Raw genomic sequence first — 23,444 nt, forward strand, 5'->3', positions numbered from 1 at the left:
TTGCGGAAGGGCGGTGGCGATACGTCGGAGGTGAATCCACACGGCTGAGCGGTTGAGCTGCGGTAGCGCCTATTAGCCTGCGTTGGGGCCGTCTCTGGAGTGCCCGGGTGAGGGGCTGGGCTGTTCGGCTTGCTGGAGGCGCTGGCGAAGGTCGAGAGCGTGGCGGAGGTGGATGCGTGCTGTCGCGTGGTCGCCATCGGTTTGGGCCAGCTGGGCGAGTTCGGTGTGTGCGTCGGCTTGTCCTTGGAAGTGACTGATCTGGCGGGCGAGGGAGAGGGCGGTAGTGGCGTGCTCGTGAGCGGCAGGCAGAGCGCCTAGCCCGCGGTAGACGACGGCCAGGTTGTGGTGGGTGTCGGCCTGGTTCATGAGGTCTCCCAGTTCCTGGAACAGGGAGAGGGCTTTGCCGAGGTGGGCTTGAGCGTCGTGGTATCGGCTCAGGTGCTCGTCCAGCATGCCGAGTTGCCGGTGACAGATACCGACGCCACGACGGTGCCCGGTTTGCTCGAACAGTTCTATTGACCGGGTGAGGTGTTCGCGTGCTGTGGTGTAGCTGCCTTCCAAGCGGTCAAGGATGCCGAGGCTGGAATGGGCGAATGCCCGTTCACTGAGGTCGTCTCCTGAGGAGGAGGCTTCGAAAAAGAAAGTGGCATGGGCCCGAGCCTGGGCGAAGTCACCGAGCCACTTGTAGACGTTGCAGAGCTCGTGATGGATCACCCTTTGGCCGGCTTGGTTGCCGGCTTGGGCGTACAACTCGAGCGAGATCCGAAAGCGTGCGAGCGCGGCGCGGTAGTTGCTTGTACGCATGTCGACCAGGCCGAGGTTCTGCTGCATGGCTGCCTGGCCGAGCAGGTCGTCGGCGTGCTGGGCCAGGGTCAGCGCCTGGCTGCTCAGTTCGATGATCTCGGTGTAGAAGCCGCGCATCCGCTGGTACGTCTCCAGGTTGTGGACCAGGCGCCACGCTTGCGGGGAACGTGTGGATAGACAGCGGCGGGTCACGGCGAGAAGATCTGCGTGATGCCGGTCGAGCCATCGCAGCGCGGCCACATCGGATTCGTGCCGGGGAGGTGGCACCGGGCAATCGTCTCCGTCGGTACTCATACAGATCACGGACGCGCTGGAATCGATCGGGAGAACCGCGGCGTCGATGGTGCCGTTCGTGTACCGGAAGAGTCGTTTGTCCGCGGCGGCTAGGTGCTTGGCGCTGTCGTGCTTGCCGGATTCGAGCAAAGCGGCCGCGCGGACAGCGTCGTGCATGCGGTAGCCGCCGTCGCCGGTGCGCTTGTCCGGGACGAGCAAGCCGCGCTGGTAGAGGGTGGCCAGCAGGGTGGCGGCCTCATCGATGTGCTGGTCGGCGAGGACGGCCGCGATGGGCGCCGTGATCAGCGAGCCGGGGTGGTGAGCAACGCGGCGGAGCACGAGGCGGGCCGGTTTGGCCAGTGCGGCAAGAGAACGGGCGAACGCGGCAGCGGTCTCATCGCTGATCGTCCCCGCCGGGCTGGTGGAGATCTCGTGGGCAGGATTCGCCGCTTTAAGATCGCTCATCTGACGGATCGCGAGCGGAAGCCGGAAGGCGGCGGCGATCGCGGCGATGGCCTGGGGGTCGTTCAGGCCGGCACGACGCAGGATCGCCCCGGCCAACTGGGCCGCCTGGTTGCGGGTGAACGGTTGCAAGGTGACGCTGCGGTCGGGATCGATGCCGATCAGTACGTGACGGGTGGTGATCAGGACCGCCGCCCCTTCACCTACGGGGAGCAGCGGGCGGATCTGTTCGGCGGTGTCGGCGTCGTCCAAAATGATCAGCATGTTCTTGCCTGTGGTCGCCGCCTTCCAGGTACGGCTGAGCGCGCTCACGCTGGTGGCGTTCGGGTCGGGCGGCACGTTGAGGGCGTTGAGCAGCGTGCGGAGCGCAGCGGTGCTGGTCAACCGGGACTCGGTCGCGGCGTAGGTGCGCAGGCCCAGCCAGAACACTCCATCGGGGTAGCGCCCTGCCAGGGCCCGGGCGGCACTGATGGCCAGTTCGGTCTTTCCGGTCCCAGGCATGCCGGTGATCATCAGGATGAGCGGCCCAGGCCGGTCTCCCTCCGGAACAGGGGTCGCCAAGCGACGCAGTTCTTTACCGCGGCCGGTGAAGACCCGAGTACCGGATGGGGGCTGCAGCACCGAACCGCGCAGCCGATCTTCCGCCGGAGACGTCGCCAGGTCCGGCGGGCTACCGCGCGGCAGGGCGATCAGTGCGCCGGCACTAGCCAGGCTGGATATCACGACCAGTCCGCCGAACAGCCACCAGTTCCAGGTTGCGGTGAGCAGATTCGTGAGTCCTCCGGCCGCCACGCCGGCCATCGGGCCCAACGCCACGATGACCAGGCGCCCTCGCTGCTGAACCCGTAATCCACCTGCCATCCGGATCCCTTTCCCGTCGGCGTAGGTCGTCAACCCGCACGCGACACAGGGACCACGGGCCGTCGTCCGGCAGGGCCGCGTCAACCCCGACGCCCAGCACCGCCCCCGTGCCTGCGGGCGGCGCGGTCTCTCCGCGCCGCCACCACCTCCCTGGCCGTTGCCATTTCTTCCGGTGCGCTGGCCGTCGCCCTCGGATGCCGGGGCCTACTTCGGCAGCAGGCCGGTCACGGCGGAGGCCGGTCCGCGGCCGGTCTTCGGCTTGCGGCCGGAGGCGGATGCCGCGTCCTGCTGGGCGGCGTCGAAGCGGGCCAGGTAGGCGTTGATGAAGTGGTCGCGGATGCCGTCGGTGCCGGGGGCCAGCGGGTCGGCGGTGGCCCCGCCGAGGCGGTCGAGCAGGCCCGCCACGGGTGGCATCTTCTCGTGCAGCCGGCCGTCGGCGTCGAAGTAGCGTTCCTCGTCCACGTGGCCGAACAGCGGGGCGGGCGGGAGCTGGGCGACGATGTCGTTGTTGTTGACGAAGCGGAAGGTACGCCCGGCGAACGCCTCGTCATAGGCGGCGGCGAGCTGAGGGCAGCAGGTGCGGGGCTGGCCGTAGGTGTAGACGCCGTCGGCCAGCAGTGTGGGGTCCTCGAAGTGGGTACGGGCGGCGGCGAGCATGGCCAGCGCCCCGCCGAGGCTATGCCCGGTGAACCACAGCGACTGGCCGGTATGCCAGTCCTCCAGCGTCTGCAGCAGGGTGGGCTGCACGACGTCCAGAGCGCGGTAGAAGCCGGCGTGGATGTTGCCGCCGGCGGCGGTGTACGGGGTGAGCAGCGCGTTGGCGTCCGAAAGCCAGTCGCGTAGTTCCTCGGGCTGGGTGCCGCGGAACGCCACGATGATCATCTGGTCGCCGGCGGCGACGTACGCCTGGGTGTCCTCCAGCGGGAACGGCGCGGCGTGCGGCACCCGGAAGTGCTTGACGCGGTCGAAGCCCCAACGGCCGGCGGTGGACTGGATCTCGTGCTCGTCCTTGTAGGCCAGAGCGGCGGCGTGGGCCAGGCAACGGGCCTGGGCCACGCTGTAGCCGGTGGCGGCGTGGTCGAAGGTGATCGTGGTCATGAGCGTCCCCCGGTGTGGTACTTCCCCAACTGTCATCACTCTCCGTACCCACAAGATTGGCTCGCCCTCCAGCAGGTCCTCGCGCACCTGGCGGATGACCAGCAGCGCGGCCAGGCCCTGCTCGACGTCGAGGCGGTCGTGGACCGGCAAGTAGGCGTCGACCAGCAGCCGGTTCAGCGTCTCGGCGACCTCGCCGAGCGGCCGGCCCAGGAAGCCCTCGCCGTACTCATCCAACGGCTCGGAAAGCTCGGTGCGCGGGTCAGCCAGCGCCCACCAATCGGCGCGGCGACGCTCGGCGCGGGCTTGCGAGCGGTGCGGGGACGGCCGCCTGATCCACCAGCGCGGTCAAACGCTCTGCTGGGGCCATCGCCCTCACCGGGAAGGGCGGCCAGTCCGACCTTCAGCCCGGGGCTCGGCCGGGGCCGCCGACGCACTGTCCGAGTCCGTCCGAGTCCGTCCGCAGCTCTGTTGGACACCTCTGCCGCACACCTTTGCTGGTGCTCGAAGTCGTGACACCGGATGCAGCAACCCCTGCACCACGAAGAAGGAGTCATCCATGAACATCCGCCAGCGGCTCGTCACCGCCGCCATCGCCGCCAGCATCTTGTCCTGCACAGCGGTGGCCGCACCCACCGCCCAAGCGTCCGCTTCCTATGCCCAGGTATCACCCGTCGAGTGCCAACTCCGGGGCTGGGAAACCGTCAGGTGGTCACGCTATCTGACGGGCTGGCTCTGCCTGCTCAAGCTGCCGGAGGGCTCAGACGTCTACTCGGGATGGGTGTTTGGAGTTCCCGTGGGCACCGAGGTACACCTCGAATGGCCTCACACCGGTGAGCGGGGACTACCCGCCTGGGTCGAGCCAGGAAGAACCGCCGCTCAAACCCTTTCCGCGACAAACAGGGGCAGGCGTATATGGGCGTGCGCCGAGACAAGGGAGCCCGTCGGCAGCCTCTGCACAGACTTGCTTTGAACCGGTCCTCGGAGAGTGGCGCAGTCGCACACCGTGACCTGTGGTGATGCTGCTCGTTTGGGCCGTGTGGCGCTGTCCTTTCCGGCGGACCGACCCGCGCGAAGTCCAGGGGGCACACGTACGGCTCGCGCCCGATCCGGTCGGTCTCCACCAGGCGGGCGGCGGCCAGGGCGCGCAGCCGGCCTCAACATCGAACCCGAGGACTTCCCGATCAGCTCCTACGGACTTGTGCTACCCGATGGAGCTGGTCCGGGCTGGACAGCCTCACGCACAAGACCGGGACAGCGTTCTCCAAGCCGGTCGACCCGCTCCTCGGCAAGGCCATCGAAGCCTGGCAAGCCATCCGCCCCGAGTAACCGAGGATGCTGGACCGCAAGACCGGCGAACGCGCCGGCTTCCTGTTCGCCTACCGAGCACGCCGGGTCGCCAACATCGCCGATGACGCTGTTCGAGCTGCAAGCCTGGTTGGGGCATCGGTCGCCGGACACTACTCAGCACTACGCCAAGATCACACCCGAGACCCTCGCCCAGGCCTGCGAGGACGCCGGCTACTTCGAACGCAACGTCCGCACCATCGAGGTCCTCATCGACCGGGACGCGGTCGAGAGCGGGGCTGCGGCCGCTGATGAGCCGTGGCAGTACTACGACCTGGGGCACGGGTTCTGCGACTACACCTTCTTCGAGCAGTGCCCGCACCGGATGGCCTGCGCCATGGACGTGATCGAGCTGCGGCAGAGCCCTGTGGCCAGGCAGCATAACGGTATGACGGATCTCCGGTGGGACGAGGTCAGGGAGTTCTTCGATCCCGACTTGATGGGCGCATTGCCGGACATCTTTGTCCCGGATGCCACCGTCGAGGACTGGCAGAGGGTCCTGGACCTTGTCAGGGCGCGTGGATGGCTGTGGGAGTACTCGCAAGGCGACACGGTGCTGCCGCTGCCCAATGCCGCCGAAGTGCTCGCGCGTCCACCCGAGGCTGAGATGGTTTCGCTGCGAGTCTGGCCGGCTCCGGGCGTGCTCGCGATCTTCCGGCTCATGTCGGAGACGGAGATCGACTTCGACGTCGACCTTCGTGAACTGCAAGGTCAAGCAGGGGTCGACACGCTCTGCGACTTCCTGCGGGCGATCGGGAGCGAACTCGGCAAGCCGGTGCTGATGACCCCGGAAGGTGAAAGCCAAGACTCGGTCCTCGGCTTCGACCCCGTTGTCAGCAAGGTAGTCCTGCTCGGAGATCCGGCACCCAACTGAGCGCGGTCGATCGACGCGGCTTGACAGAACAGATTCCACATAGTGCTGCAGTTCCTGCATGCCGGCGGCTACCGGCGCATGATCGGCGCCCAGCTGAACGTGCAGGAGGCCCGCCACCGGCCGGCCCGCAAGATCGCTTTCGGGAACCGCGGCCAGCTGCGCCAGCGCTACCGCGAGGGCATGGAGGACCAGCCCGGCGCGTTCGGGCTGGCGCTGAACGCGGTCATCTGGTGGAACACTGCGAGCAGCCGGTGCGAACCGCGCTGTAAGGCGGCCGCCACGGTGAAGTCCGCCTCCGCTGATCTCGCCGGCGAGCAGCAGCCTGTCCTGGCACCGTCGCATACCTGCGTGGCGGGCTTGTGCCGACCCGGATCTCGGACGGGATCCGGTGCTCGCCAGGATCAGGGCGTGCGCGGCCCCGGCGCCTGGGGCACCCGGCGCTGCCCGCCCTGGCACGCGGCGCATCCTGGTGGGGCAGGCCCCACCAGGGTGGACCCGTCCGCACCACCGAGCATCGGGCAGCTGGCGTGATCGCTCACTGTGATCGCCGCCCATAGCGTGATGACCAGCGCCGATACGGCGCTGCATCACCATTCGGGAGAAGTCACTTCATGCGCATCACGTCCAAGACCCTCGCCCTCGCTCTCGCCGCCGCCACCGCCGGCACAGTTCTTGCCACCGTCCCGGCGCACGCCGCCCAGGCCACGACGCCGAGCACAACCGCCTCGCTGCAGAAGGCGATGGACGTACTGGTGGATACCGGCAACGTGGCAGGAGTGCAGGCCAGGCTCACCGAGGCCGGCAGCCAGCGCGTGCTGCGCGCCGGGACCGCCCGGATCGGCGGCAGCCGCCCCGTCCCGGCTGACGGGCTGTTCCGCATGGGCAGCGCCACCAAGGTCTTCACCGCGGCGACCGTGCTGCACCTGGCCGGCGAGGGACGCATCAAGTTGGACGAGCCCATCGCCACATACCTGTCCGGGCTACTGCCACGCGAGAACGACATCACGGTGCGGATGATCCTGCAGCACACCGCCGGGATCCACAGCTACACCGACATGCCGGAGTTTCCCACCGCCGGCGAGCCGTACCTGAAGCTGCGTTTCACCCGGTTCACCGACGAGCAGCTGGTGGCGGCCGCGCTGGCCAAGCCGCTGAACTTCGAGCCCGGCACGCGCTTTTCCTACTCCAACACCGGCTATCTGGTGGCCGGGATGCTGATCAAGGCGGTGACCGGCAACAGCTGGCAGAGCGAGGTCACCAAGCGCATCATCAAGCCGCTGCGCCTGCGCGACACCTCCGCTCCCACCTACTCCACCTCCATCCCCGGGCCGCACGCCCACGGCTACATCAAGAAAAGCACCGGCCACTACGTCGACATCAGCCGGCTCAACCCGAGCATCGCCGGCGCCGGTGGCGCGATGATCACCACCACCAAGGACCTGACGACCTTCCTCCACAGCCTGGCCACCGGCAAGGTCCTCAAGCCCGCCCAACTCGCCGAGATGAAGAAGGGCCTGTTCGTCAACCCCCAGATCGGCGCGTACGGCCTGGGCCTGAGGGTGCAGTCCACCAGTTGCGGCAAGCAGATCATCGGCCACACCGGAGGCATCCCCGGCTACCTCACCGCCGCCTACACCACCCCCGACGGCCGCACCACGCTGGCCCTGTCGGTCAACGAGAAGCAGCCGCAAACCGACCAGGCTCCCTTCGAGAAGGCGATCGACGCCGCCTTCTGCGCCTGAGACCGGCCCTGCACGGAGGGTTCGACCTCTGGGCAGGGTGCGCATCTGACGGCATCCAGGGCGGAGGAGCCTGCGGGCAGCCGTCAGCACGAGGAGGAGAAGCACTGGGCCGCCCCGTCGGTACGACGCCGCGCTGGTGATCGCCGGCTGACAAGCCCGCTTCATTCGGCCGCCGATTCGTCCTCGTCCAGCTCGGAGGCGCGCGGCGGGCGCAGCGCTCCGGCGGCCGGGGTCGAGGCAGTGAAGCTCTAGCGGCCGAGCAGGTTCAGGTTAGGCCGGCGGCGAGCTCGTTCAAGTGCTCCTGGAGCTGCGCGTAGCGCGCTCGGAGCCAGTTTCATCGACGCGGTCGCTGGCGATGTCGGCGGCACGGCCCGCCCGCGAAGCGACACCCAGCGCCTACGCCACCGCGCCCGCCTGATCCTGGCCCGCTGGGGCAGGCGGGCGCAGCCCGGCCGGTCGCGCCGCCGGTGCCGCCCTCGCGCTGGCCGCCGGGATCGGTCTGGCCCTGCGAGCCCGGCGCTCAAGGCGGCGCGCAAGGGCACGCTGAGCGGAGCCGGTCCTATCGGCCGGTGAACGCGTCGATCAGCACATCGACGCCGCCGTCGCCCAACTCCAGGCCGAGGGCCACGAGATCCGGGACGAAGACATCGCCCGGCTCTCCCCGCTCGACGTGACCGGCATGGGATTCTCCGTTCCGGCAGGCAGGACCTCACCACCAGCCTGTCGCGCGTGCTGGATGCGGCCGTCTTGGACGGAGTGGGCGAGCCGTCACGACCTCGTCGGGGTCGAACTCCATGATGAGTGCGGGCCTTGCTGGTTCGGTCTGACCTGCAGGCCGTCGAGGATGAGTGCGAGGTAGCGCCGCCACGGTTGCACGGCGCCGGCGGTCGGCAGATCCATCACGGAGTCGATCATCGCAACGATGGGCGGGATGTCGTCCACGGTGACGTCCTCGCGGATCGTTCCCTGTTCCTGGGCGCGGGCGATGAGGTGGCCGCAGGACTCCACGATGCCTTCCCGGGTGCGCGCGATCTGCTTGCTCTCGCCCGCGCCCTGCCGTATCAGTTCGCGGAGCCCGCGGTCGGTCGCGGCTTGTTCCAAGGCATGTTCGAGGAAGGCCCGCAGGGATTCGCAGGCGTCCTGCCCTGTCAGCGCGGCCTGTGCCGTGGCGCGGATGTCGTCGAGCTTGCCGGCGTAGACGGCCTCGGCGAGGGCCTCTTTGTGGGGAAACCGTCGATAGACGGTGCCGACACCGAGTCCGGCGTGGTGGGCGATGTCGTTGAGCGTGGCTTGCAGCCCGCGCGTGGCGAACACCTCCCGTGCCGCCGCCAGTGTGCGCTGCCGGTTGTGCTCGGCGTCGCGGCGCAGCACCGGTGTCTCTTCGCTCATGGCATCCCCCCACTCCTCCGGCTAACCGGATACAGCATATCCGCTTCGTGCTAGGCTGCCCGACATAAGCGGATATGGCATATCCACTTAGGTGGGAGGAAAATGCAGACCGTCGTCATCACCGGAGGCGCCGACCGGATCGGCAAGGGGCCGGCGCTCCACTACCTCCAGCACGGCGCGCACGTCATCGCCATCGGCGGCACCGCCGGAAAGGGACAGGCTTTGCTCGCCGAGGCCAAGAACCTGCCGGCCAGGCGGGCCGGCTTCGTGTGCTCCGATCTCACCTCGGTGGCCGCCACCCAGGATCTCGTAAAACGCCTCACCAGGGGTCATCCGGTCGTAGACAAACTGATCCTCTGCGCCCGGCGATACCCTGCAGTCCATCCGGGCCAACGATCTCCTTGGCGTCGCCTTTGGCGCCCTGCATGCCGACAGCGGCGTCTCCTGCATCGGCTACAACCCACCGCCATGCCCGAGAGCCTGCCGCAACCGCTACGGGCCGCGACCAAGGCGTTCTTCACCCTGTTCGCCACATCGGTACCGAAGGCGATAGCACCCATGACCGCGCTCCCGAACGACCCGCCGACCCCCGCCCTTCACCGCCCACTGGCAACGGCGCCGACTGTCGCTGGAGCGCCGCGTATTCGACAGGGGCTACGCCTCCACGGCCTGACGCGAGAACTGATCGCGTACTGACGGCGGCGCCCGGGCTGGCCTTCGATGGGCCGGTCGACCTGCCCAGGCGGCCGTGCCCCCGACCACACCTGGAGAACTACAGATGTATTTGAGCGACATGACCAGCAAGACCGCCCTGATCACCGGCAGCACTGCGGGGATCGGCATGGAGACCGCACGCGGCCTGGCCGAACAGGGAGCCTCCGTCATCCTGGTAGGAGTCGACCACACCCGAGCGCAGCAAGCCGCACAGGACATCCGCACCAGCGCGGGACATGATCGGGTGAGCGCCTTCGCCGCCGACCTCACCAGCCTCCAGGGGCTGCTCCAGCTCGGATCCCGGATCGCCGAGCGCTACGAGACGCTGGACGTCCTGGTCAACAACGTCGGCATGAACCGGCCGCACCGCGAGTTGACCGCCGACGGTGTGGAGAAGATGTTCGCCGCACACGTTCTCACGCCGTTCACCCTCACTCACCTGCTCCTGCCACAGCTGAAGCGCGCCGGCCACGCACGAGTCGTCAACCTGACGGGCGGCATTCCCGGCGGCCCCATCGAGCACGACAACCTTCTGGGCGAACGCCGCTTCCTCGGATGGACCTTCAGCCACTACAACCACACGAAGACCATGACCATGGCGCTGACGGCCCGGCTCGCCCGGGAACTACGCGACACGGGCGTGACGGCCAATGTGGTCTACCCCGGGCACGGCTATACGCCGATGAACAAATCAACGCCGATCACCGCCTTCCCGAAGCTCTACCGGCCGATCGCACCCCTGGTCTTGAAGGTCGTCGCTCCGCTCTTCCTGTCGGATCTGACCCGATCGGCTCGCTCCAGCATCTATCTGGCCGCGAGCCCAGAGGTGAAGGGCCTCACCGGCGCCTACTTCGACGACAAGTGCCGCCGCAAGCCGCTGCCGGCCAGCGCTCTCGACGAACGCAACCAGCGCGCCGTATGGGATCTCTGCGTCCGACTGAGTGCCGACGCGCTCACAAGCACTCAAACTTGATCAAAGTCCTTGACCGTCACCACTGTCATTGGGCCCGTCCACTCCCGTTCGCCGCGGGGAAGGTCGTGCGGCCTGGCCTGTAGCCTCGTGCCCGGCGTCTCCACAAGCGGGCGCACCGTCGTCTTCGACGCCCAGATCGGGTCGAAAGCACGGAGGTGGCTCGTACCGTGCGCAGGGCAACCCGGCCTACTCCACCCGCTGCTGCGCCGCTTCCTCCACCGTGCGGGCGCAGAGAATCGCAGGTGAGGAGTCGCCTTGTCCCTCTCCGTTGCCGCGCGTCAGTGCAGCGGCTGGTTACTCGGGCGTCTACCTCGCCTGCGGGCAGCCGGTAGGCGCGAGACCGCGGCGGGGCGCGGTTCGGGTCAGCCTCGGGGGGATACCGCTTCAGGGTCGATCAGGTCGGCTGCTGTCACGGCCTGGCCGAGGGTGGCGTGGATGTGCAGCAGCCGGCTGACGTGGGTGATGTCCAGGACGCGGATGACGCGTTCGTGCGGCGCGGCCAGATGGAGGGCGGCGCCGTGGCCGGCTTGACGGTGGTGCAGGTCGATGAGCAGGTGCACGCCGGCGCTGTCCATGAAGGTCAGCTCGGCCAGGTTCAGCACCAGCGGCAGCTCGCTCTTCGGGTGCTCGTGCTCGATGTAGGTGCTCAGCTGGGCGGCGGTGGCGGCGTCCAGCTCGCCGGTCACCTCGATCAGCGTGCCACCGACCAAGTGCCTGCTGGTCAGGTGCAACAGTGTCACTTTTCGGCCTCGTCTCCGGCCAGGTCCTTCATCGGGGTGGCCGGCCACGCACGTCCATCAGCCATGATCGCGGCCCGCTCAGGTGGGTGGGTGCTGCGGGGTTTCCTGGCTATCTCGACCGTAACCCCAGAACAGGCTTACCTGAAAGGCGTTTCACGATAAACTTCGCGGTAATAATCCCGGCATCGCCCGTGAACATACGCCGTGAGGCGGCAAGGTGGGAGCACGCCATGCAGCTCGGTCGCCTGACTCCCCGCTGGACGTTCCTCACCCATCACGCCCGGGTGCTGCTGGAGATCGCCCGCAGTCCAGAGATCCGCCAGCGCGAAATCGCCGACGCCATCGGCATCACCGAACGCACCGTGCACGCGATCGTCGCCGACCTGCACGAGGCCGGCTACCTCACCAGCGAACGCGTCGGCCGCCGCAACCATTACAGCCTCAACACCGATCGGCAGTTCCGCTACCCCACCGAAGCCGGCCTGCCCGTGCGCCGCCTGATCGACACCTTCTCCGCACGCGACCTGCCCACCGGACCACCACACCAGTCCTGACCCACCGCCGTCCGCGAGCTGGCTACGCGAGCCGACCGCCTGGCCGGGCGGGAGGGGTTTTCACGCGACCCCCCACGCCTGCAGCCCCGCGCCTCCGGCCCGGCGAGTGGGTCAGGTTACCGCATGCGTAGCGGGTAGCAGACCGCAACGGGCGGCCGGTTCGCACAGGGTGGAGCGTCGTTGCACCAGGCACCCGCGCGGACCGGGTGCCGCAGGCACATAATCGCCTGGGCTACGCGCTCCAGCTCACGACCGTGCGGTACTTGGGCCGCTTCCTGGCCGGCCCGCTGGACGGGTGCCGGCCGAAGTCTGGACTGCTTGGCCGAGCAGCTGAAAATCTTGATGCGTCGTGCTCGAAGACCTACGCGCAGCGCGAGAGCACTCATCGCGGCCCGCGCGGCCGGCCGCCGCCAGGTGTGGAGCCAGATGATCGAGGTTACAGGCGCTGCGCGCGTTCTGCGTCGGTGTCGTACAGAGCGGAGATTTCGGTGGATGCGCGGTGCATCTCCGCGCGCGCCTCAGGGGGGCCGGTGACCTCTACGGCGGTGCCGAATTGAAGCAGGTGGCGGACGGCCTCGATGACGGGGTAGGAGACTTGCGCGTTCGTCCATTCCGGCTCGCCGTCCGCCGGTGTGGGTGGTCCGGTGAAGAAGGCGCCGGCGATCCGGGTCACCATGTCGAGCCGTTGGCGGCGTACGCGTAGATCGACCGTGATGCCGCCGCGGCGATCTTCCACCTGGCGGCGCAGTTCGTGCCAGACCTGGTCCAGTTCCACGCCTGGGCGGCGCCGTACCTCCGCGGCTGCCAGTGTGACGGCCGAGACGCGGTCGGCGCGGTACAGGCGTGGCTTGCCCCTGTGGTCGGCGACCAGATACCAGGTACCGGCTTTGGCCACCAGCCCGTAGGGGTCGACGGTGTAGGTGTGCGGTGCGGGCTGGTCGCTGTGCCGGTAGCGGATGCGCAGCCGCAGGTCGGTGAAGACCGCGGTGTGCAGGGCTGCCAGGTCGCTGTCCGGGCGCGGCGCCGCGAGCCAGCGGTCGGGGTCGACCAGGATGCGCCGGCTGGTCAGTTCCGCGGCCGGGCGGTGCGGGGCGGGCAGCGCGGCCATCACCTTGCGCAGCGCGGTGCTCAGAGCGTGGTCGAGACCCAGTGCCGAGTGCCGCTCTGGGAGGCCAGCACGAACAGCGCACGTGCTTCGTCGCTGGTCAGGCCGGTGACGTCGGTGCAAAACCCGGCTAGGAGCGCGATACCGCCGTGCTTGCCGCGCTCGGCGTACACCGGGACGCCCGCCGCGGACAGCGCCTCGACGTCGCGATAGATGGTGCGCTGCGAGACCTCCAGCCGGTCGGCCAGCTCTTTGGCGGGGACCAGGTCGCGGTGCTGAAGCAGAAGCACGATTGGGAGCAACCGGTCGAATTTCACCGATTCATAATATGACGGCAGATGTCAAGTTATGGCGGCAAGCTCATGGCGACCAACCGATGAAGGGAAATGTCATGAAGGGCTTGCACGTCAACGGACCGGTGCTGCTGCCCGGCCAGGACGGGTTCGACGAGGAGCGGACGGGCTTCAATCTGGCGGTACGGCACAGCCCGGATGTCATCGTGGGAGCCACTCGGGCCGAGGATGTGGCGGCGGCGGTGGAGTTCGCGAGGGGACGAGGGTGGCCGGTCGCGGTCCAGAGCACCGGGCACGGATTCTCGAGACCTCTCGACGGCGGGATGCTGATCTCCACCCGCCGCATGACGGGGGTGCGGGTGGATCCGCGGGCCGGAACCGCCTGGGTCGAGGCAGGGGTGCGATTCGAGCAGGTGATCGGGGAGGCGGCGCCGTACGGACTGGCCCCGCTGAGCGGGTCGGCGCCGCACGTCGGCGTCGTCTCCTACACCCTCGGCGGCGGCCTGCCGCTGCTGGGGCGCAGCCATGGCTGGGCGGCCGACCGGGTGCGGGCCATGGATGTGGTGACCGCGGACGGGCGCCTGCGTCACGTCACCCCGGACGGCGAGCCCGACCTGTATAGGGCGCTGCTCGGCGGACGTGACAACTTCGGCATCGTCGCCGGCATGGAGTTCGACCTGGTCCCGGTGAGCCGGCTGTATGGCGGCGGGTTGTTCTTCGACGCCGAGCAGGTCCCAGGACTGTTGGAGGCGTACGTGGAGTGGACGGCCGCCCTACCTGGGCAGATGAACAGCTCCGTGGCGCTGATCCCGTTCCCCGACGACCCATCGCTGCCCGAGCCGATGCGCGGCCGCCACGTCTATCACGTACGCATCGCCTTCACCGGATCGCTCGAGGAGGGCGAACGCCTCGTCCAGCCGCTGCGCCTGATCGGGCCGCGGCTGCTGGAGACGCCGGCGGACCTGCCGTACAGCCGGAGTTCCTCGATTCACGACGACCGCCCATCGCCATGCCGTGGGCCGCCGACAGCGCCATGCTCACCCACCTGGACGGCAAGGCGATCCACACCCTCCTCAGCCACGTCGGGCCGGACGCACCACTGCCCGCGATCATGGAACTGCGTCATCTGGGTGGCGCCCTGGCCGAACCGCCCGCCCACCTCAACGCGGTCGGACATCGAGACGCCGCGTACATGCTCGCGGTTCTCACCCCGCTGATCGGGACCGATGTCGCGCAGGCCCATCGCTTCCTCGACCTCCTGTTCCACGATCTTGAGCCTTGGGCCGCGGGCCGGTTCGTCAACATTATGGGTCACGGTGACAACGCCGATCACGCTCGGGTCCGCACTGCCTATGAGCCACACGATCATGAACGGCTGGCCGCGCTCAAGACCGTCTACGACCCGGCGAACGTTTTTCGCGCCAACTACAACATCCTGCCGGCCCGATGACCCACGTTCGGCTAGGTCAGCCCCCAATACGAAAGGAACGGCGTGGACCATCCTCCTGGCCACGTTCGCCTACCTGCAGGGCACCACGCACGCGAAGGAACCCCCGATGAAGCTCACCGTTTTCGGACCGACCGGCCGTATCGGGCAGCACGTCCTGGCCCAAGCCGCCGGTCATGACGTCACGGCGGTGGCGCGTAATCCAGCCAAACTCAGCCCCGGCGTCCGTGTCATCACCGCCGACATGAGCGCCCCCGACCCGGAGGTCCTGGAGTCGGCAGTCGGGGGCGCCGACGCGGTGCTGTCCTGCCTGGGGCCACGAAAGCGGGCCGAACACGGCATCGTGCCCGCGGCAACCCGGGCCATTGCCGCGGCCATGCAGGCCACCGGCACCCGGCGACTCGTCGTCGTGAGCGGCGTCGGCGTGTCCACTGTCCCCACCCCCAGCCGCCCGCACCCGCCCAAGCGCGAACCCGGCACCGGGCCTGTCATGCAATACCTGACCATTCCCCTGGTCAGGCGCATGCTCGGTCAGCATTTCGTCGACGTCGCGCTGATGGAGGACTTCCTGCGCAGTTGCGACCTGGACTGGACCGTCCTGCGCGTACCCAGAGTGGTCGATGCCCCTGCCACCGGGCGTTTCCGGACCGCCTGCGATCACCCACTGCGGGCCGCCCTGCGCATCGGCCGCGCCGATGCCGCACAGGTGCTTCTGCGACTGGCCGAACAGCCCGATACCGCCGGAAAGGTCGTCACGGCCGCCTACTGACTGGTGTCGATCGACTGGCAAGCGGATGCCACGAGCGTTTGACCTCGATGAAGCCGTCGGTGGGAGCGCCGAACCCGGTCCGTCCGATCCACGCCGCGCAGCGACCCCACTCTGTGAGCTGGCAGCCCCCTACGACACGTGGGGAAGCGTGTGACAGCAGCAGACACCACATGACGCAGGCGGGCTACCTCACGTTCGACTGCGAGTGGGATACGGCTGGTGGTTCTACTACATCTGACCGAGCTTGGTGCGACGGTGGCCGGTGAACCCCGCCACGTGGCCGCGGGCACCCTTTCAGCAGCCGAAGCCGGCGACATTCGTACCGTTCACGACCGTGTTGTAGCAGTAGTACGAGCCAGCGTCGGGACCGGACAGCAGCGTGATGACGGCGTCACCGGACCCCTGCCCGGTGCATCCCTGACCGCCGACGATGGAGTAGGTGTCTGAGATGACGGTTCGCGAGCCGGTGGCGCACAGCCAGGTGTCGGAGGACGCGTTCGCGGCTGGGACGGTCGCCGCGACGGTGACGGTGGCCAGCGCAGCGGCGGCGAAGGTTCTAACGGCAGTGATCACGTGAAGCCCCTTCCCTCAGTCGTGGTCCTGCGCCGGACGGTAGACCGCGGCGGGAGTCCCGCCCAGAGGCGTCCATCACCTGCACCCGTGTGTTCCTCATACGACAGCGCGGCCAAAGATCTCCACCCGCGCCACCGTCCGACCCAAGCTCGATAAGGCCATCACCCTCGCGTGCGAGCTACGCGCCACTGGGGTCACGGTCACCCTCGTGGTGCACCAGCACAACCGCCTCGGCCGCGGTCTGGAGCCCACGGTGCTGGCCGTACAGCTCAAGGCGGCCGACATCGGCATGCAGTTCCTCACCGTCCGTCGGACTCCAGGGCAGTTACGACCCCTCCGGAGTGGTGTTCACCGTAAGAAGCGCGGGCGTAGCCGACCGGCATCGATGACCTTGCCCATCGTGTCCGAGCCGGGGGGCGTGACGGCGCGGGCGTGGGGGAGCAGCCGGGCGTAGCGGGGCCAGTTCGCGCGAGCGCGGGGGTCAACGGGCAGTGCCCAGTCCAGGAGTTCGGCGGCGCGGGCGCGGGTCTGTTCGCGCTGCCTGGCGGAGAGCTGGTGCCAGATGACCACTTGGGTGAGTCGGTGAATGCTCACGCTCTCCCGGCCATCGGGGACCTGCCCTGCGCCGGTGATGGCCGGGCCGGCGGTGGGGGTGGTCAGGGTGATGAGGCTGTAGGAGGCCAGCAGAGCCAGGGCCTCGTTGACCGCCAGCTCATCATCACCGGCACCGGCCAGGACGTCGACGGGCAAATGGTCGGGGGCGTAGCAGGACAGCAGCCGCAGCAGCACCTCGGCCCGCGGGTTCAGCTCGGCGACGCGGGCGCGGCTGACCTGCCACGTCGGGGGCGGTCTCGTCGGCCTGGCCACGTCGATGTTCCTGTCCCAGCACGGCGTACGCCATCTGCTCGTCGACAAGCACCCCGAGGTCACGTTGCAGGGCCGAGCGGGGGGCATCAACCCACGCACGATGGAGATCTACCGCGCCTCCGAAGTCGCCGACGCCGTGAACGAGGCGGGCACGCCGTTCGCAAACCATGCCGGCGGCGTGCGCTGTGAGACCCTGGCCGGTGAGTGGCACTGGCTGTTCCCGCCGGAGCTGCCGCGCGCATGGCCCGAGCACACGACCGGAACATTCAACCTGGCCGACCAGAACGCCGTCGAGCAGCGCTTCGAGACCGAGCTGACCGCCTTCGAGCAGGACGACGACGGCGTCACCGCCACGATCCGGGACCGGAAGGGCGGCGGAGCCCGATCCGGGAACAGCTCGACATCGCCAAGCCTCTCCAAGGGCAGACGCTGAACTTCGTCAGCGTCATCTTCAAGGCCGACCTCGACCAGATCATCGAGCGGCGCGCGATCCTGTGGCTCATCGTGAACGAGAAGATCGGCGTCACCTTCTCGCCACGACCGCCGAGCACGGCCGCTGGGGGCTCGGCATCGGCTACAACCCGGCCACGCAGCCGCCTGACGACTTCACCGCGGAGCTCTGCGCCGAGATCGTCCACGGTGCCCTCGGCCGCGATGACATCCCCGTCGTCGTGGAGTGACCCCGTGGACGCAGGAAGTGTCGGTCGCCGAGGCGTTCCGGCAGGGGCGTGTCTTCCTCGCCGGCGATGCCGCGCACACCTGGTCGCCTGTCGGCGGCATCGGCGCCAACACCGGCGTCCAGGCTGGCCGCAACCTCGCCTGGAAGCTCGCCGCGGTGCTGAACGGCTCGGCCGCGCCCGCCCTGCTGGACAGCTACGAGCCCGAACGCCGGCCGATCGCCCAGACCCTTGCCGAACTCACCGAACTGCGGCACGCCAGACGCTCCGGCCACAACCCGGAGCAGGACGAGTTCGACGACCTCCACTGGGCGCTCGGCCAGCGCTACACCTCGCCGGCGGTGCTCGGCAGCGCGGCTACGAAGGAGTTATGTCGTAGTGGACGTCGTCAGGGAGCCTCGGGGTCGGCCAGCGTTTCGAGGATGAGTTCGCACCACACGACGGCTGCGTTGACTGCTAGATGGGCGTGCCGTACTTGGTCGCCGTGGCGTGAGTGGCCGCCCAGCCCACGATCACCGCCCCGATCACCGGCGCCCGCACCAGGAGCAGCTCAAGCCGCTGATGGCCGGAGCGCGCCTGGCGCTGGGAACTGCTCGCCACGCCGGCCGGGGCCTCAGCCGCCTGAGCCTGGACGCCGGGCGCCGGCGACCGTCAGGCGGATGGAGTACAGGTCGCCGGCCGAGTTGGTGACGAACAGGTTGTTGCGCTTGGGGCCGCCGAAGACGAGGTTCGAGGCGGACTCGGGCAACAGCAGCTTGCCGATCAGCGTGCCGTCGGTGGCGTAGCAGCGTACGCCGTCGAGGGCGGCGGCCCACACCCGGTCGTGGCAGTCCACGCGGATGCCGTCGAACCAGCTCTCCGCGAACACCTTCCCACCCGACAGGACGCCGTCCCCGGCCACGTCGAAGACACGGAGGTGGCGCTCGCGGGTGTCCACGACGTACAGGAGAGACTCGTCGGCCGAGAAGGCCAGCCCGTTGGGCCGGACGAAGTCGGCGGCGGCGATCCGCAGCTCGCCCGTCGCCGGGTCGAGGCGGTAGACGTGGTCGCCGCCGATCTCGCTCTCGGCGGGACTGCCCTCGTAGTAGCCGGTGATGCCGTAGCGCGGGTCGGTGAACCAGATCGTCCCGTCCGAGCGCACCACCACGTCGTTCGGACTGTTCAGGCGTTTGCCCTCGAAGCTGTCGGCGAGCACGGTGATCGTCCCGTCATGCTCGGTCCTGGTCACCCGGCGGGCGCCCTGCTCGCAGGTGACCAGCCTGCCTTCGAGATCGACCGTGTTGCCGTTGGCGTTGCCCGAGCCGTGCCGGAAGACGCCGACGGCGCCGGTCGTCTCGTCCCAGCGCAGCAGCCGGTCGTTGGGGATGTCGCTCCACACCAGGTAGCGGCCGGCGGCGAAGTAGGCGGGCCCTTCGGTCTTGCGGCTGCCCCGGTGCAGCACCTCGACGTACTCGTCGCCGCCGTCGAAGGCGAACCGTTCGTCGAGTACCTCGAAAACCGCCTTGAATCTGTCCATTGTCACAACTCCCCCTTCTACCATCGAGCCCGTTTAGCGACTCCTGCGGGGCAACGCCCCCTTCCGATGAGGCTGGCCGAGTACCGCCGTGGGTCACCGAGCGATCGGGGCAGCGCCGGTCACCGCGACGGACGACCCCCAAAGCCGGGCAGCCGAATCTGGGTCGATGGCGTATTCGCGGACGCCCCCGTCATCCATGGACTCGCCCGGGGCAGAGACACGCGCGATGTCGCAGTCTTCGAGGTAGAGCCCGCCGCGGCCGTCGAGGAGTGGAGAGGTGGCAGCCCACAGAGCGGTGGCGGCGCCTTGCGAGGCTGTCTTGAAGCCGGGGTCGATCACGTCGCCGTCCTCGTTCACCCATCCGCGCTCGATCTGCTCCTGGAGGCTCATCTCGCGCTGGAGGCCAGTGATGATCTTGCCCGGGTGCAGGGCGAACGCTCGGACGCCATCGCGGCGCCCGAGGACGTCGAGCTGGACTGCGAACAGGACGTTTGCGGTCTTGGCCTGGCCATAGGCCAGCCACTTGTCGTAGCCGGTGCGGAAATGAGGATCGTGCCAGCGGACGTCGGTCAGGGCGTGCCCGGCGGAGCTGTTGACGATGACGCGCGCACCGCCGGCGGCGGCCAGCAGCGGATACAGCTCGCAGGCGAGGGTGAAGTGCCCGAGGTGGTTGATGGCGAGCTGGCTTTCCCAGCCGGGGCCGACGCGTCGCTCGGGTGTGGCCATGACACCGGCGACGGCCATGAGGAGATCGAGCCTGTTGACGGTGTCGCGGATGTGCGAGGCGGTGGCGCGCACGCTGGCGAGGTCTGCCAGGTCCATGGGGATCACCTCGCAGCTGTCCATGCCGTCCAGAGCGGCGCGCGCCACCTCGGGCCGACGCGCCGGGACGATGACATGAGCCCCGGCCGCCATCAGGCCCCGGGTGGTTTCCAGGCCGAGGCCGGAGTAGCCGCCGGTCACGATGGCGGTCTTGCCGGAAAGGTCGTGACCGGCTAGGACGTCCTCGACGGTGCTGGCGGTGGAAAAAGGTGAGTGGAGCGACTGCTGATCGGTAGTGGTCATACCGGCGACGCTAGAAGTTAGAGCAAGGTCTAAGTCAAATCGTATGCTGATGGACATGGTGACCCTCGAGACGCGTGAGAAACCACTGAGCATCGGCGAGGTGGCCCAGCGGACCGGACTCAGCACACACGCCTTGCGCTTCTACGAGCGCGAGGGGCTGCTGGTCGGGCCGATCCAGCGCACCGCCAGCGGCCGGCGTCGATATGCCGCGGCCGACGTCGACTGGCTGCTGATCTGCGTCAAGCTCCGTGAGTCCGGTATGCCGCTCACCGACCTCAAGAGATTCGCCGAGCTGGTACGGCTCGGCCCAGGCAACGAGTCCGAACGCCTGCAACTCCTCGATACCCACCAGCAACGTGTCGAGGCACAGATCGAGGCGCTGCAGGAGTGCGGCTCCATCATCGCCTGGAAGGTCGGCGTCTACGCCGAGCACCTCGCCCGCGGCGAGACCGATGGACTATGGGACCCGACGGCCTGAGAGAGGGCTTCAGGCCGTCGGCCCAGGCGGTCAGCTGCCTGCGTACGAGGTCTTTGGTCGCGTTCTCGTCGCTGGTCGTCATGGGCACGACCTTGCCGGGCGGCGCTCTCAGATCGCTCTGGTACGGCTTGCGCCCGCGCCTGCCGTACCTGGTCGGTGATACCGAGGTCGTCGGCTACGGCGAGGGCGGAGTCGGCTCGGTGGTGGGCAGAGCTTCGTGAATCGCCGCGAGTTCGCGCCCGGCATCCGGCGCCGAGTTCGTCGGCCCGCCGTACCCGGAAGCGCTCGAAAGCGGCCAGCGTCCCGCTGGGCCGCAGGTCCGCCCACATCAGCAGCCCGGCCTCAAGCCGATCCTCCAGCGCCGTCAACCGGCTCTCATGCAGCCGCCGGGCCGCAGCAGCGGCGAACGGTGCGTGCGGCAAGCGGATGGTAACGACACAGAGCCGATTGCCCAGGATAAGGTCGTGGCGGCTGTCAACACCGGGGAGGTGTTGTGGAGACGGTCAGTACGGCTGAGCTTCCGGCGAAGGAACGGTTCGCCGTCTGGCGTGAGGTGAGCGCAACACGGTGGCTGCCGGTCGCGGCCGGCTGTGACCCGCATCTTGAGAACACGTTCCAGGTTCGGGCCGACTTTAGCGAGCTCGGCCCCGTGCAGGTGGTCGTGATGACCACGACGCCGCAGTGGATTCACCGCACGCCCAAGCTGATCCGCCGATCCGATCCCGAGACGTTCCTGGTGACCTGTAGCGTGCATGGCCGCGTATGGACCGAGCAGGACGATCGGCATGCCGAGCTCCACGTCGGTGACCTGTCCCTGCGTGACAGCTCACAGCCCTGCCTGACCCGGCTCACGCCCAGCCGGCGGGCGGCGCAGATGGTGTGCCTGCAGTTTCCTCGCTCGTTCCTGCCCTTTCCCCAGCGAGCCTTGCGGGATCTGATCGGCCTGCGTATCCCGGGCGATCGGGGCGTGGGCGCGCTGTCCTCACAGTTCCTGCTGCGCCTGGTACGGCACCTGCACACGTTCAGCCCGGCCGACACGGCCCGGTTATCGGTCTTGACGCTGGACATGCTGACCACGGCGCTGGCCAGCGAGTTGGATGCCCACAGCATGGTGCCGCCGCACACTCGGCAGAGCGCTCTGCTGACCGAAATCCGCGCCTTCATCCTGGCCAACCTCGGAGATACGCGCCTGAGCCCGGACACGATCGCCGCCGCGCATCACATCTCGCGGCGCTATCTGCACAAGCTGTTCCACGCAGAAGGGCACACCGTCGCCGCCTGGATCCGTGAGCGCCGCCTGCAGCGGTGCCGGCGTGATCTAGCCGACCCCAGGCTGGCCGCCCACCCGATCGGCGCCATCGCCGCCCGCTGGGGGTTCACCAGTCCGGCGCATTTCAGCCAGGCCTTCCGCAGCGCCTACGGACTCTCCCCACGCCAGTTCCGGCAGCAATACCCCGGAGCGCACTGACACCGGCTTTTCTTTTCTCTCCAGCCCGCCGCTACCCGGCGGGCTGAGCCCTCGGGCTATCCCCGCGCCTGTGCCATCGGGCGCGCTGACTAAAGAGGTGTGCGCTCTCACGGAAGACGCGAATCGGACCGGACTTGCATCCTCTAAGTGAGAGACGGAGGCCACGGCCCTGGTGGTTGCGAGGCCCCCGTTTACTCACCGGCGCGAGCCGCGATTACGGCCTAAGCCGAAGGCCATCATCTCAACTCTCGAAAAGCGCAACCCTGTTCCGCGTCCGGGGGAGACGAAAAGTGGAGAGGAGCAGCACAGCAACCCCCAAGGGACGACACAGCCTGCATTTAGGCGAGCGCGGAGAGCGCCGGCCCATCGAAATTCACGATCTGAGCGCTGAGTGCCCGCGCTCATCGACAAGGAGGCAGCACCATGTCCAAGCGCACCGCCATCATTCTCGCGATCGGAACCCTGGCCGCGTCATTCGCCGCCACGGCGGCGGAGGCCTCGCCCTCCCAGGTCCGCTCCGTGCCGGGCGCACCGCAGGCGACCTGCAACTACATGGTGTGGGTGGCAGGAGGGGTCAACGTCCACGCCGATATGGACAGACGATCAAGAATTCTCCGGCATTTCCACCAGTACGACAGGCTCAACGGCTTGCCCTGCGGAAATCAGGAGGGGGGCGCCTACGCCAGCTGCAACTCGGGAACGCTTTGGAAGTCCTACGCCCTCGGCTGGATCCCGACGAAATGCCTTACCCGCATCTGATCTTTCCCTGAAGCCCGGGACCGGGAGGCTGTCGGCCCCGCCCCGGTGGGATGTAGCACTCACGGTGGAGCCGGCCCGCCTGGGCATCGGTGTGGCCGGCTTCGAAGAAGGGCTCGCTTGAGCAGCTGACCGGTCGCCGGACGCACGACCTTCCTCGCGGGTGGACGGCCTCACCGAGCTACGCCGATGTCCGGGGGAGAGGTGTTCCAGGGGGCGACGAAGCGGCTCGACGGTGAGGTGTTCGGCGGCGGGCAGCGGCTGGCGGGGATGCCGAGCATCTGTCTTTTCAGGGATGAGTCTCGTCTGGCTTCTTGAATGCTTCCCAATGTGCGCGGCGACAGGTCTGCGCTTTGCGTGGTTTACATCGCTCTGGAAAATGCGGCTGACATCCGGGAAGAAGCATGCTCCGCCGGCTCCAGCGCTGACCTTTCCGAGGTGGTACCAGCCCAGGCGGATCCGGTGGGTGACGTACGGACGCACACCGGATAATCCGTTGCGGCGGCGCGATAATCCGTCACGAACCCTGGGCCGGATCCCCGCAATCACCTGGCTGTTCGTACCTTCCTGGCCCCGGAGACGACACTCATCTGCCTGTACAC

General features: G+C 68.4%; 26 protein-coding genes and 2 pseudogenes. 17 read left to right on the plus strand and 11 right to left on the minus strand.

Annotated elements, in window-relative coordinates; all coding sequences use genetic code 11:
* Positions 1-72: 72 nt before the first annotated feature.
* Together ACIBEJ_RS02770 and ACIBEJ_RS02775 are read right to left on the minus strand one after the other, a co-directional pair.
* The gene (locus ACIBEJ_RS02770; protein WP_397180845.1) at positions 73-2,340 is read right to left on the minus strand and encodes a tetratricopeptide repeat protein; all 2,268 of its coding nucleotides are present in this window, start codon (positions 2,338-2,340) and stop codon (positions 73-75) included.
* 264 nt (positions 2,341-2,604) lie between these two features.
* Positions 2,605-3,732, minus strand: a complete 1,128-nt coding sequence (locus ACIBEJ_RS02775; protein WP_397180846.1) for a lipase family protein — start codon at positions 3,730-3,732, stop codon at positions 2,605-2,607.
* A 1,174-nt stretch (positions 3,733-4,906) separates the two neighbouring features.
* Here ACIBEJ_RS02775 and ACIBEJ_RS02780 point away from each other — a divergent pair.
* The 3 genes from ACIBEJ_RS02780 (at position 4,907) to ACIBEJ_RS02790 (ending at position 7,458) form a co-directional block, all read left to right on the plus strand.
* The gene (locus tag ACIBEJ_RS02780) at positions 4,907-5,716 is read left to right on the plus strand and encodes a hypothetical protein (RefSeq protein WP_397180847.1); all 810 of its coding nucleotides are present in this window, start codon (positions 4,907-4,909) and stop codon (positions 5,714-5,716) included.
* A gap of 42 nt (positions 5,717-5,758) precedes the next feature.
* Positions 5,759-6,247 carry a Tn3 family transposase gene (locus ACIBEJ_RS02785; RefSeq protein ID WP_397180848.1) on the plus strand — a complete coding sequence of 163 codons (489 nt, stop codon included), beginning with the start codon at positions 5,759-5,761 and terminating at the stop codon, positions 6,245-6,247.
* An 80-nt stretch (positions 6,248-6,327) separates the two neighbouring features.
* A complete protein-coding gene (locus ACIBEJ_RS02790; protein WP_397180849.1) occupies positions 6,328-7,458 on the plus strand; it encodes a serine hydrolase domain-containing protein in 1,131 nt (376 codons plus the stop codon).
* A gap of 768 nt (positions 7,459-8,226) precedes the next feature.
* Here the strand turns inward: ACIBEJ_RS02790 and ACIBEJ_RS02795 are convergent.
* Entirely contained in the window at positions 8,227-8,847 is a 621-nt protein-coding gene (locus ACIBEJ_RS02795) for a TetR/AcrR family transcriptional regulator (protein ID WP_397180850.1), read from the minus strand.
* A gap of 102 nt (positions 8,848-8,949) precedes the next feature.
* Here ACIBEJ_RS02795 and ACIBEJ_RS02800 point away from each other — a divergent pair, with 102 nt between their 5' ends.
* Together ACIBEJ_RS02800 and ACIBEJ_RS02805 are read left to right on the plus strand one after the other, a co-directional pair.
* Entirely contained in the window at positions 8,950-9,543 is a 594-nt protein-coding gene (locus ACIBEJ_RS02800; protein ID WP_397180851.1) for an SDR family NAD(P)-dependent oxidoreductase, read from the plus strand.
* A 97-nt stretch (positions 9,544-9,640) separates the two neighbouring features.
* Positions 9,641-10,534, plus strand: coding sequence for an SDR family NAD(P)-dependent oxidoreductase (locus ACIBEJ_RS02805; RefSeq protein WP_397180852.1), 894 nt, complete (start codon positions 9,641-9,643; stop codon positions 10,532-10,534).
* 362 nt (positions 10,535-10,896) lie between these two features.
* Here ACIBEJ_RS02805 and ACIBEJ_RS02810 read toward each other — a convergent pair whose 3' ends face one another.
* Positions 10,897-11,274 (minus strand): STAS domain-containing protein, encoded by a 378-nt coding sequence (locus tag ACIBEJ_RS02810; RefSeq protein ID WP_397180853.1) that lies wholly within the window; start codon positions 11,272-11,274, stop codon positions 10,897-10,899.
* Between the two features lie 230 nt (positions 11,275-11,504).
* Between ACIBEJ_RS02810 and ACIBEJ_RS02815 the strand changes: the two genes are divergently transcribed.
* Both ACIBEJ_RS02815 and ACIBEJ_RS02820 read left to right on the plus strand, forming a co-directional pair.
* The gene (locus tag ACIBEJ_RS02815) at positions 11,505-11,828 is read left to right on the plus strand and encodes a helix-turn-helix transcriptional regulator (RefSeq protein WP_397180854.1); all 324 of its coding nucleotides are present in this window, start codon (positions 11,505-11,507) and stop codon (positions 11,826-11,828) included.
* Between the two features lie 206 nt (positions 11,829-12,034).
* Positions 12,035-12,205, plus strand: a pseudogene (locus ACIBEJ_RS02820) (DUF4158 domain-containing protein); the annotation flags it as partial.
* Positions 12,206-12,264: 59 nt separating this feature from the next.
* On the opposite strand, the gene ACIBEJ_RS02825 reads toward ACIBEJ_RS02820, so the two are convergent.
* Both ACIBEJ_RS02825 and ACIBEJ_RS02830 read right to left on the minus strand, forming a co-directional pair.
* The gene (locus ACIBEJ_RS02825; protein ID WP_397180855.1) at positions 12,265-12,936 is read right to left on the minus strand and encodes a helix-turn-helix transcriptional regulator; all 672 of its coding nucleotides are present in this window, start codon (positions 12,934-12,936) and stop codon (positions 12,265-12,267) included.
* A gap of 20 nt (positions 12,937-12,956) precedes the next feature.
* Positions 12,957-13,223, minus strand: coding sequence for a helix-turn-helix transcriptional regulator (locus ACIBEJ_RS02830; RefSeq protein ID WP_397180856.1), 267 nt, complete (start codon positions 13,221-13,223; stop codon positions 12,957-12,959).
* Between the two features lie 101 nt (positions 13,224-13,324).
* Here ACIBEJ_RS02830 and ACIBEJ_RS02835 point away from each other — a divergent pair, with 101 nt between their 5' ends.
* The 3 genes from ACIBEJ_RS02835 to ACIBEJ_RS02845 all read left to right on the plus strand — a co-directional run bounded on the left by ACIBEJ_RS02835 (position 13,325) and on the right by ACIBEJ_RS02845 (position 15,442).
* The gene (locus ACIBEJ_RS02835; RefSeq protein WP_397180857.1) at positions 13,325-14,443 is read left to right on the plus strand and encodes an FAD-binding oxidoreductase; all 1,119 of its coding nucleotides are present in this window, start codon (positions 13,325-13,327) and stop codon (positions 14,441-14,443) included.
* The gene (locus ACIBEJ_RS02840; protein WP_397180858.1) at positions 14,419-14,676 is read left to right on the plus strand and encodes a BBE domain-containing protein; all 258 of its coding nucleotides are present in this window, start codon (positions 14,419-14,421) and stop codon (positions 14,674-14,676) included. Before ACIBEJ_RS02835 ends, ACIBEJ_RS02840 begins: the two co-directional genes overlap by 25 nt.
* Before the next feature lie 106 nt (positions 14,677-14,782).
* A complete protein-coding gene (locus tag ACIBEJ_RS02845) occupies positions 14,783-15,442 on the plus strand; it encodes an NAD(P)-dependent oxidoreductase (RefSeq protein ID WP_397180859.1) in 660 nt (219 codons plus the stop codon).
* A gap of 294 nt (positions 15,443-15,736) precedes the next feature.
* Here the strand turns inward: ACIBEJ_RS02845 and ACIBEJ_RS02850 are convergent, their stop codons facing one another.
* Both ACIBEJ_RS02850 and ACIBEJ_RS02855 read right to left on the minus strand, forming a co-directional pair.
* Positions 15,737-16,015 (minus strand): hypothetical protein, encoded by a 279-nt coding sequence (locus ACIBEJ_RS02850; RefSeq protein WP_397180860.1) that lies wholly within the window; start codon positions 16,013-16,015, stop codon positions 15,737-15,739.
* Between the two features lie 348 nt (positions 16,016-16,363).
* The gene (locus ACIBEJ_RS02855) at positions 16,364-16,930 is read right to left on the minus strand and encodes a hypothetical protein (protein ID WP_397182006.1); all 567 of its coding nucleotides are present in this window, start codon (positions 16,928-16,930) and stop codon (positions 16,364-16,366) included.
* Between ACIBEJ_RS02855 and ACIBEJ_RS02860 the strand changes: the two genes are divergently transcribed.
* From ACIBEJ_RS02860 to ACIBEJ_RS02870, 3 genes and pseudogenes are all read left to right on the plus strand, one after another.
* Positions 16,887-17,315, plus strand: coding sequence for an FAD-dependent monooxygenase (locus ACIBEJ_RS02860; protein WP_397180861.1), 429 nt, complete (start codon positions 16,887-16,889; stop codon positions 17,313-17,315). The genes ACIBEJ_RS02855 and ACIBEJ_RS02860 overlap by 44 nt on opposite strands.
* 61 nt (positions 17,316-17,376) lie before the next feature.
* Positions 17,377-17,562, plus strand: a complete 186-nt coding sequence (locus tag ACIBEJ_RS02865) for a hypothetical protein (RefSeq protein WP_397180862.1) — start codon at positions 17,377-17,379, stop codon at positions 17,560-17,562.
* Positions 17,563-17,579: 17 nt separating this feature from the next.
* Positions 17,580-17,738, plus strand: a pseudogene (locus tag ACIBEJ_RS02870) (FAD-dependent monooxygenase); the annotation flags it as partial.
* A 277-nt stretch (positions 17,739-18,015) separates the two neighbouring features.
* Here the strand turns inward: ACIBEJ_RS02870 and ACIBEJ_RS02875 are convergent.
* From ACIBEJ_RS02875 to ACIBEJ_RS02885, 3 genes are all read right to left on the minus strand, one after another.
* Entirely contained in the window at positions 18,016-18,159 is a 144-nt protein-coding gene (locus ACIBEJ_RS02875; protein ID WP_397182007.1) for a hypothetical protein, read from the minus strand.
* Between the two features lie 13 nt (positions 18,160-18,172).
* Positions 18,173-19,075 carry an SMP-30/gluconolactonase/LRE family protein gene (locus ACIBEJ_RS02880; protein WP_397180863.1) on the minus strand — a complete coding sequence of 301 codons (903 nt, stop codon included), beginning with the start codon at positions 19,073-19,075 and terminating at the stop codon, positions 18,173-18,175.
* Positions 19,076-19,168: 93 nt separating this feature from the next.
* A complete protein-coding gene (locus ACIBEJ_RS02885) occupies positions 19,169-20,140 on the minus strand; it encodes an SDR family NAD(P)-dependent oxidoreductase (protein WP_397180864.1) in 972 nt (323 codons plus the stop codon).
* Positions 20,141-20,195: 55 nt separating this feature from the next.
* On the opposite strand from ACIBEJ_RS02885, the gene ACIBEJ_RS02890 reads away from it, so the two are divergent.
* The 4 genes from ACIBEJ_RS02890 to ACIBEJ_RS02905 all read left to right on the plus strand — a co-directional run bounded on the left by ACIBEJ_RS02890 (position 20,196) and on the right by ACIBEJ_RS02905 (position 22,845).
* Positions 20,196-20,618 (plus strand): MerR family transcriptional regulator, encoded by a 423-nt coding sequence (locus ACIBEJ_RS02890; RefSeq protein WP_397180865.1) that lies wholly within the window; start codon positions 20,196-20,198, stop codon positions 20,616-20,618.
* A gap of 53 nt (positions 20,619-20,671) precedes the next feature.
* Entirely contained in the window at positions 20,672-20,839 is a 168-nt protein-coding gene (locus tag ACIBEJ_RS02895; RefSeq protein WP_397180866.1) for a hypothetical protein, read from the plus strand.
* Positions 20,840-21,111: 272 nt separating this feature from the next.
* Entirely contained in the window at positions 21,112-22,086 is a 975-nt protein-coding gene (locus ACIBEJ_RS02900; RefSeq protein ID WP_397180867.1) for a helix-turn-helix domain-containing protein, read from the plus strand.
* A gap of 423 nt (positions 22,087-22,509) precedes the next feature.
* Entirely contained in the window at positions 22,510-22,845 is a 336-nt protein-coding gene (locus ACIBEJ_RS02905) for a hypothetical protein (RefSeq protein WP_397180868.1), read from the plus strand.
* The last annotated feature ends 599 nt before the right edge of the window (positions 22,846-23,444 follow it).

This window comes from Nonomuraea sp. NPDC050790 (genome assembly GCF_044456745.1).
In the GTDB taxonomy this organism is placed as follows: domain Bacteria; phylum Actinomycetota; class Actinomycetes; order Streptosporangiales; family Streptosporangiaceae; genus Nonomuraea.

Excerpts from the sequence above, each read along its gene's own strand:
- ACIBEJ_RS02770 (WP_397180845.1), bottom strand. The coding sequence starts at position 2,340 with ATGGCCGGCGTGGCGGCCGGAGGACTCACGAATCTGCTCACCGCAACC.
- ACIBEJ_RS02780 (WP_397180847.1), top strand. The coding sequence starts at position 4,907 with ATGACGCTGTTCGAGCTGCAAGCCTGGTTGGGGCATCGGTCGCCGGAC.
- ACIBEJ_RS02790 (WP_397180849.1), top strand. The coding sequence starts at position 6,328 with ATGCGCATCACGTCCAAGACCCTCGCCCTCGCTCTCGCCGCCGCCACC.
- ACIBEJ_RS02795 (WP_397180850.1), bottom strand. The coding sequence starts at position 8,847 with ATGAGCGAAGAGACACCGGTGCTGCGCCGCGACGCCGAGCACAACCGG.
- ACIBEJ_RS02800 (WP_397180851.1), top strand. The coding sequence starts at position 8,950 with ATGCAGACCGTCGTCATCACCGGAGGCGCCGACCGGATCGGCAAGGGG.
- ACIBEJ_RS02805 (WP_397180852.1), top strand. The coding sequence starts at position 9,641 with ATGACCAGCAAGACCGCCCTGATCACCGGCAGCACTGCGGGGATCGGC.
- ACIBEJ_RS02815 (WP_397180854.1), top strand. The coding sequence starts at position 11,505 with ATGCAGCTCGGTCGCCTGACTCCCCGCTGGACGTTCCTCACCCATCAC.
- ACIBEJ_RS02825 (WP_397180855.1), bottom strand. The coding sequence starts at position 12,936 with ATGGCCGCGCTGCCCGCCCCGCACCGCCCGGCCGCGGAACTGACCAGC.
- ACIBEJ_RS02835 (WP_397180857.1), top strand. The coding sequence starts at position 13,325 with ATGAAGGGCTTGCACGTCAACGGACCGGTGCTGCTGCCCGGCCAGGAC.
- ACIBEJ_RS02840 (WP_397180858.1), top strand. The coding sequence starts at position 14,419 with ATGCTCGCGGTTCTCACCCCGCTGATCGGGACCGATGTCGCGCAGGCC.
- ACIBEJ_RS02845 (WP_397180859.1), top strand. The coding sequence starts at position 14,783 with ATGAAGCTCACCGTTTTCGGACCGACCGGCCGTATCGGGCAGCACGTC.
- ACIBEJ_RS02860 (WP_397180861.1), top strand. The coding sequence starts at position 16,887 with ATGTTCCTGTCCCAGCACGGCGTACGCCATCTGCTCGTCGACAAGCAC.
- ACIBEJ_RS02880 (WP_397180863.1), bottom strand. The coding sequence starts at position 19,075 with ATGGACAGATTCAAGGCGGTTTTCGAGGTACTCGACGAACGGTTCGCC.
- ACIBEJ_RS02885 (WP_397180864.1), bottom strand. The coding sequence starts at position 20,140 with ATGACCACTACCGATCAGCAGTCGCTCCACTCACCTTTTTCCACCGCC.
- ACIBEJ_RS02890 (WP_397180865.1), top strand. The coding sequence starts at position 20,196 with ATGGTGACCCTCGAGACGCGTGAGAAACCACTGAGCATCGGCGAGGTG.
- ACIBEJ_RS02905 (WP_397180868.1), top strand. The coding sequence starts at position 22,510 with ATGTCCAAGCGCACCGCCATCATTCTCGCGATCGGAACCCTGGCCGCG.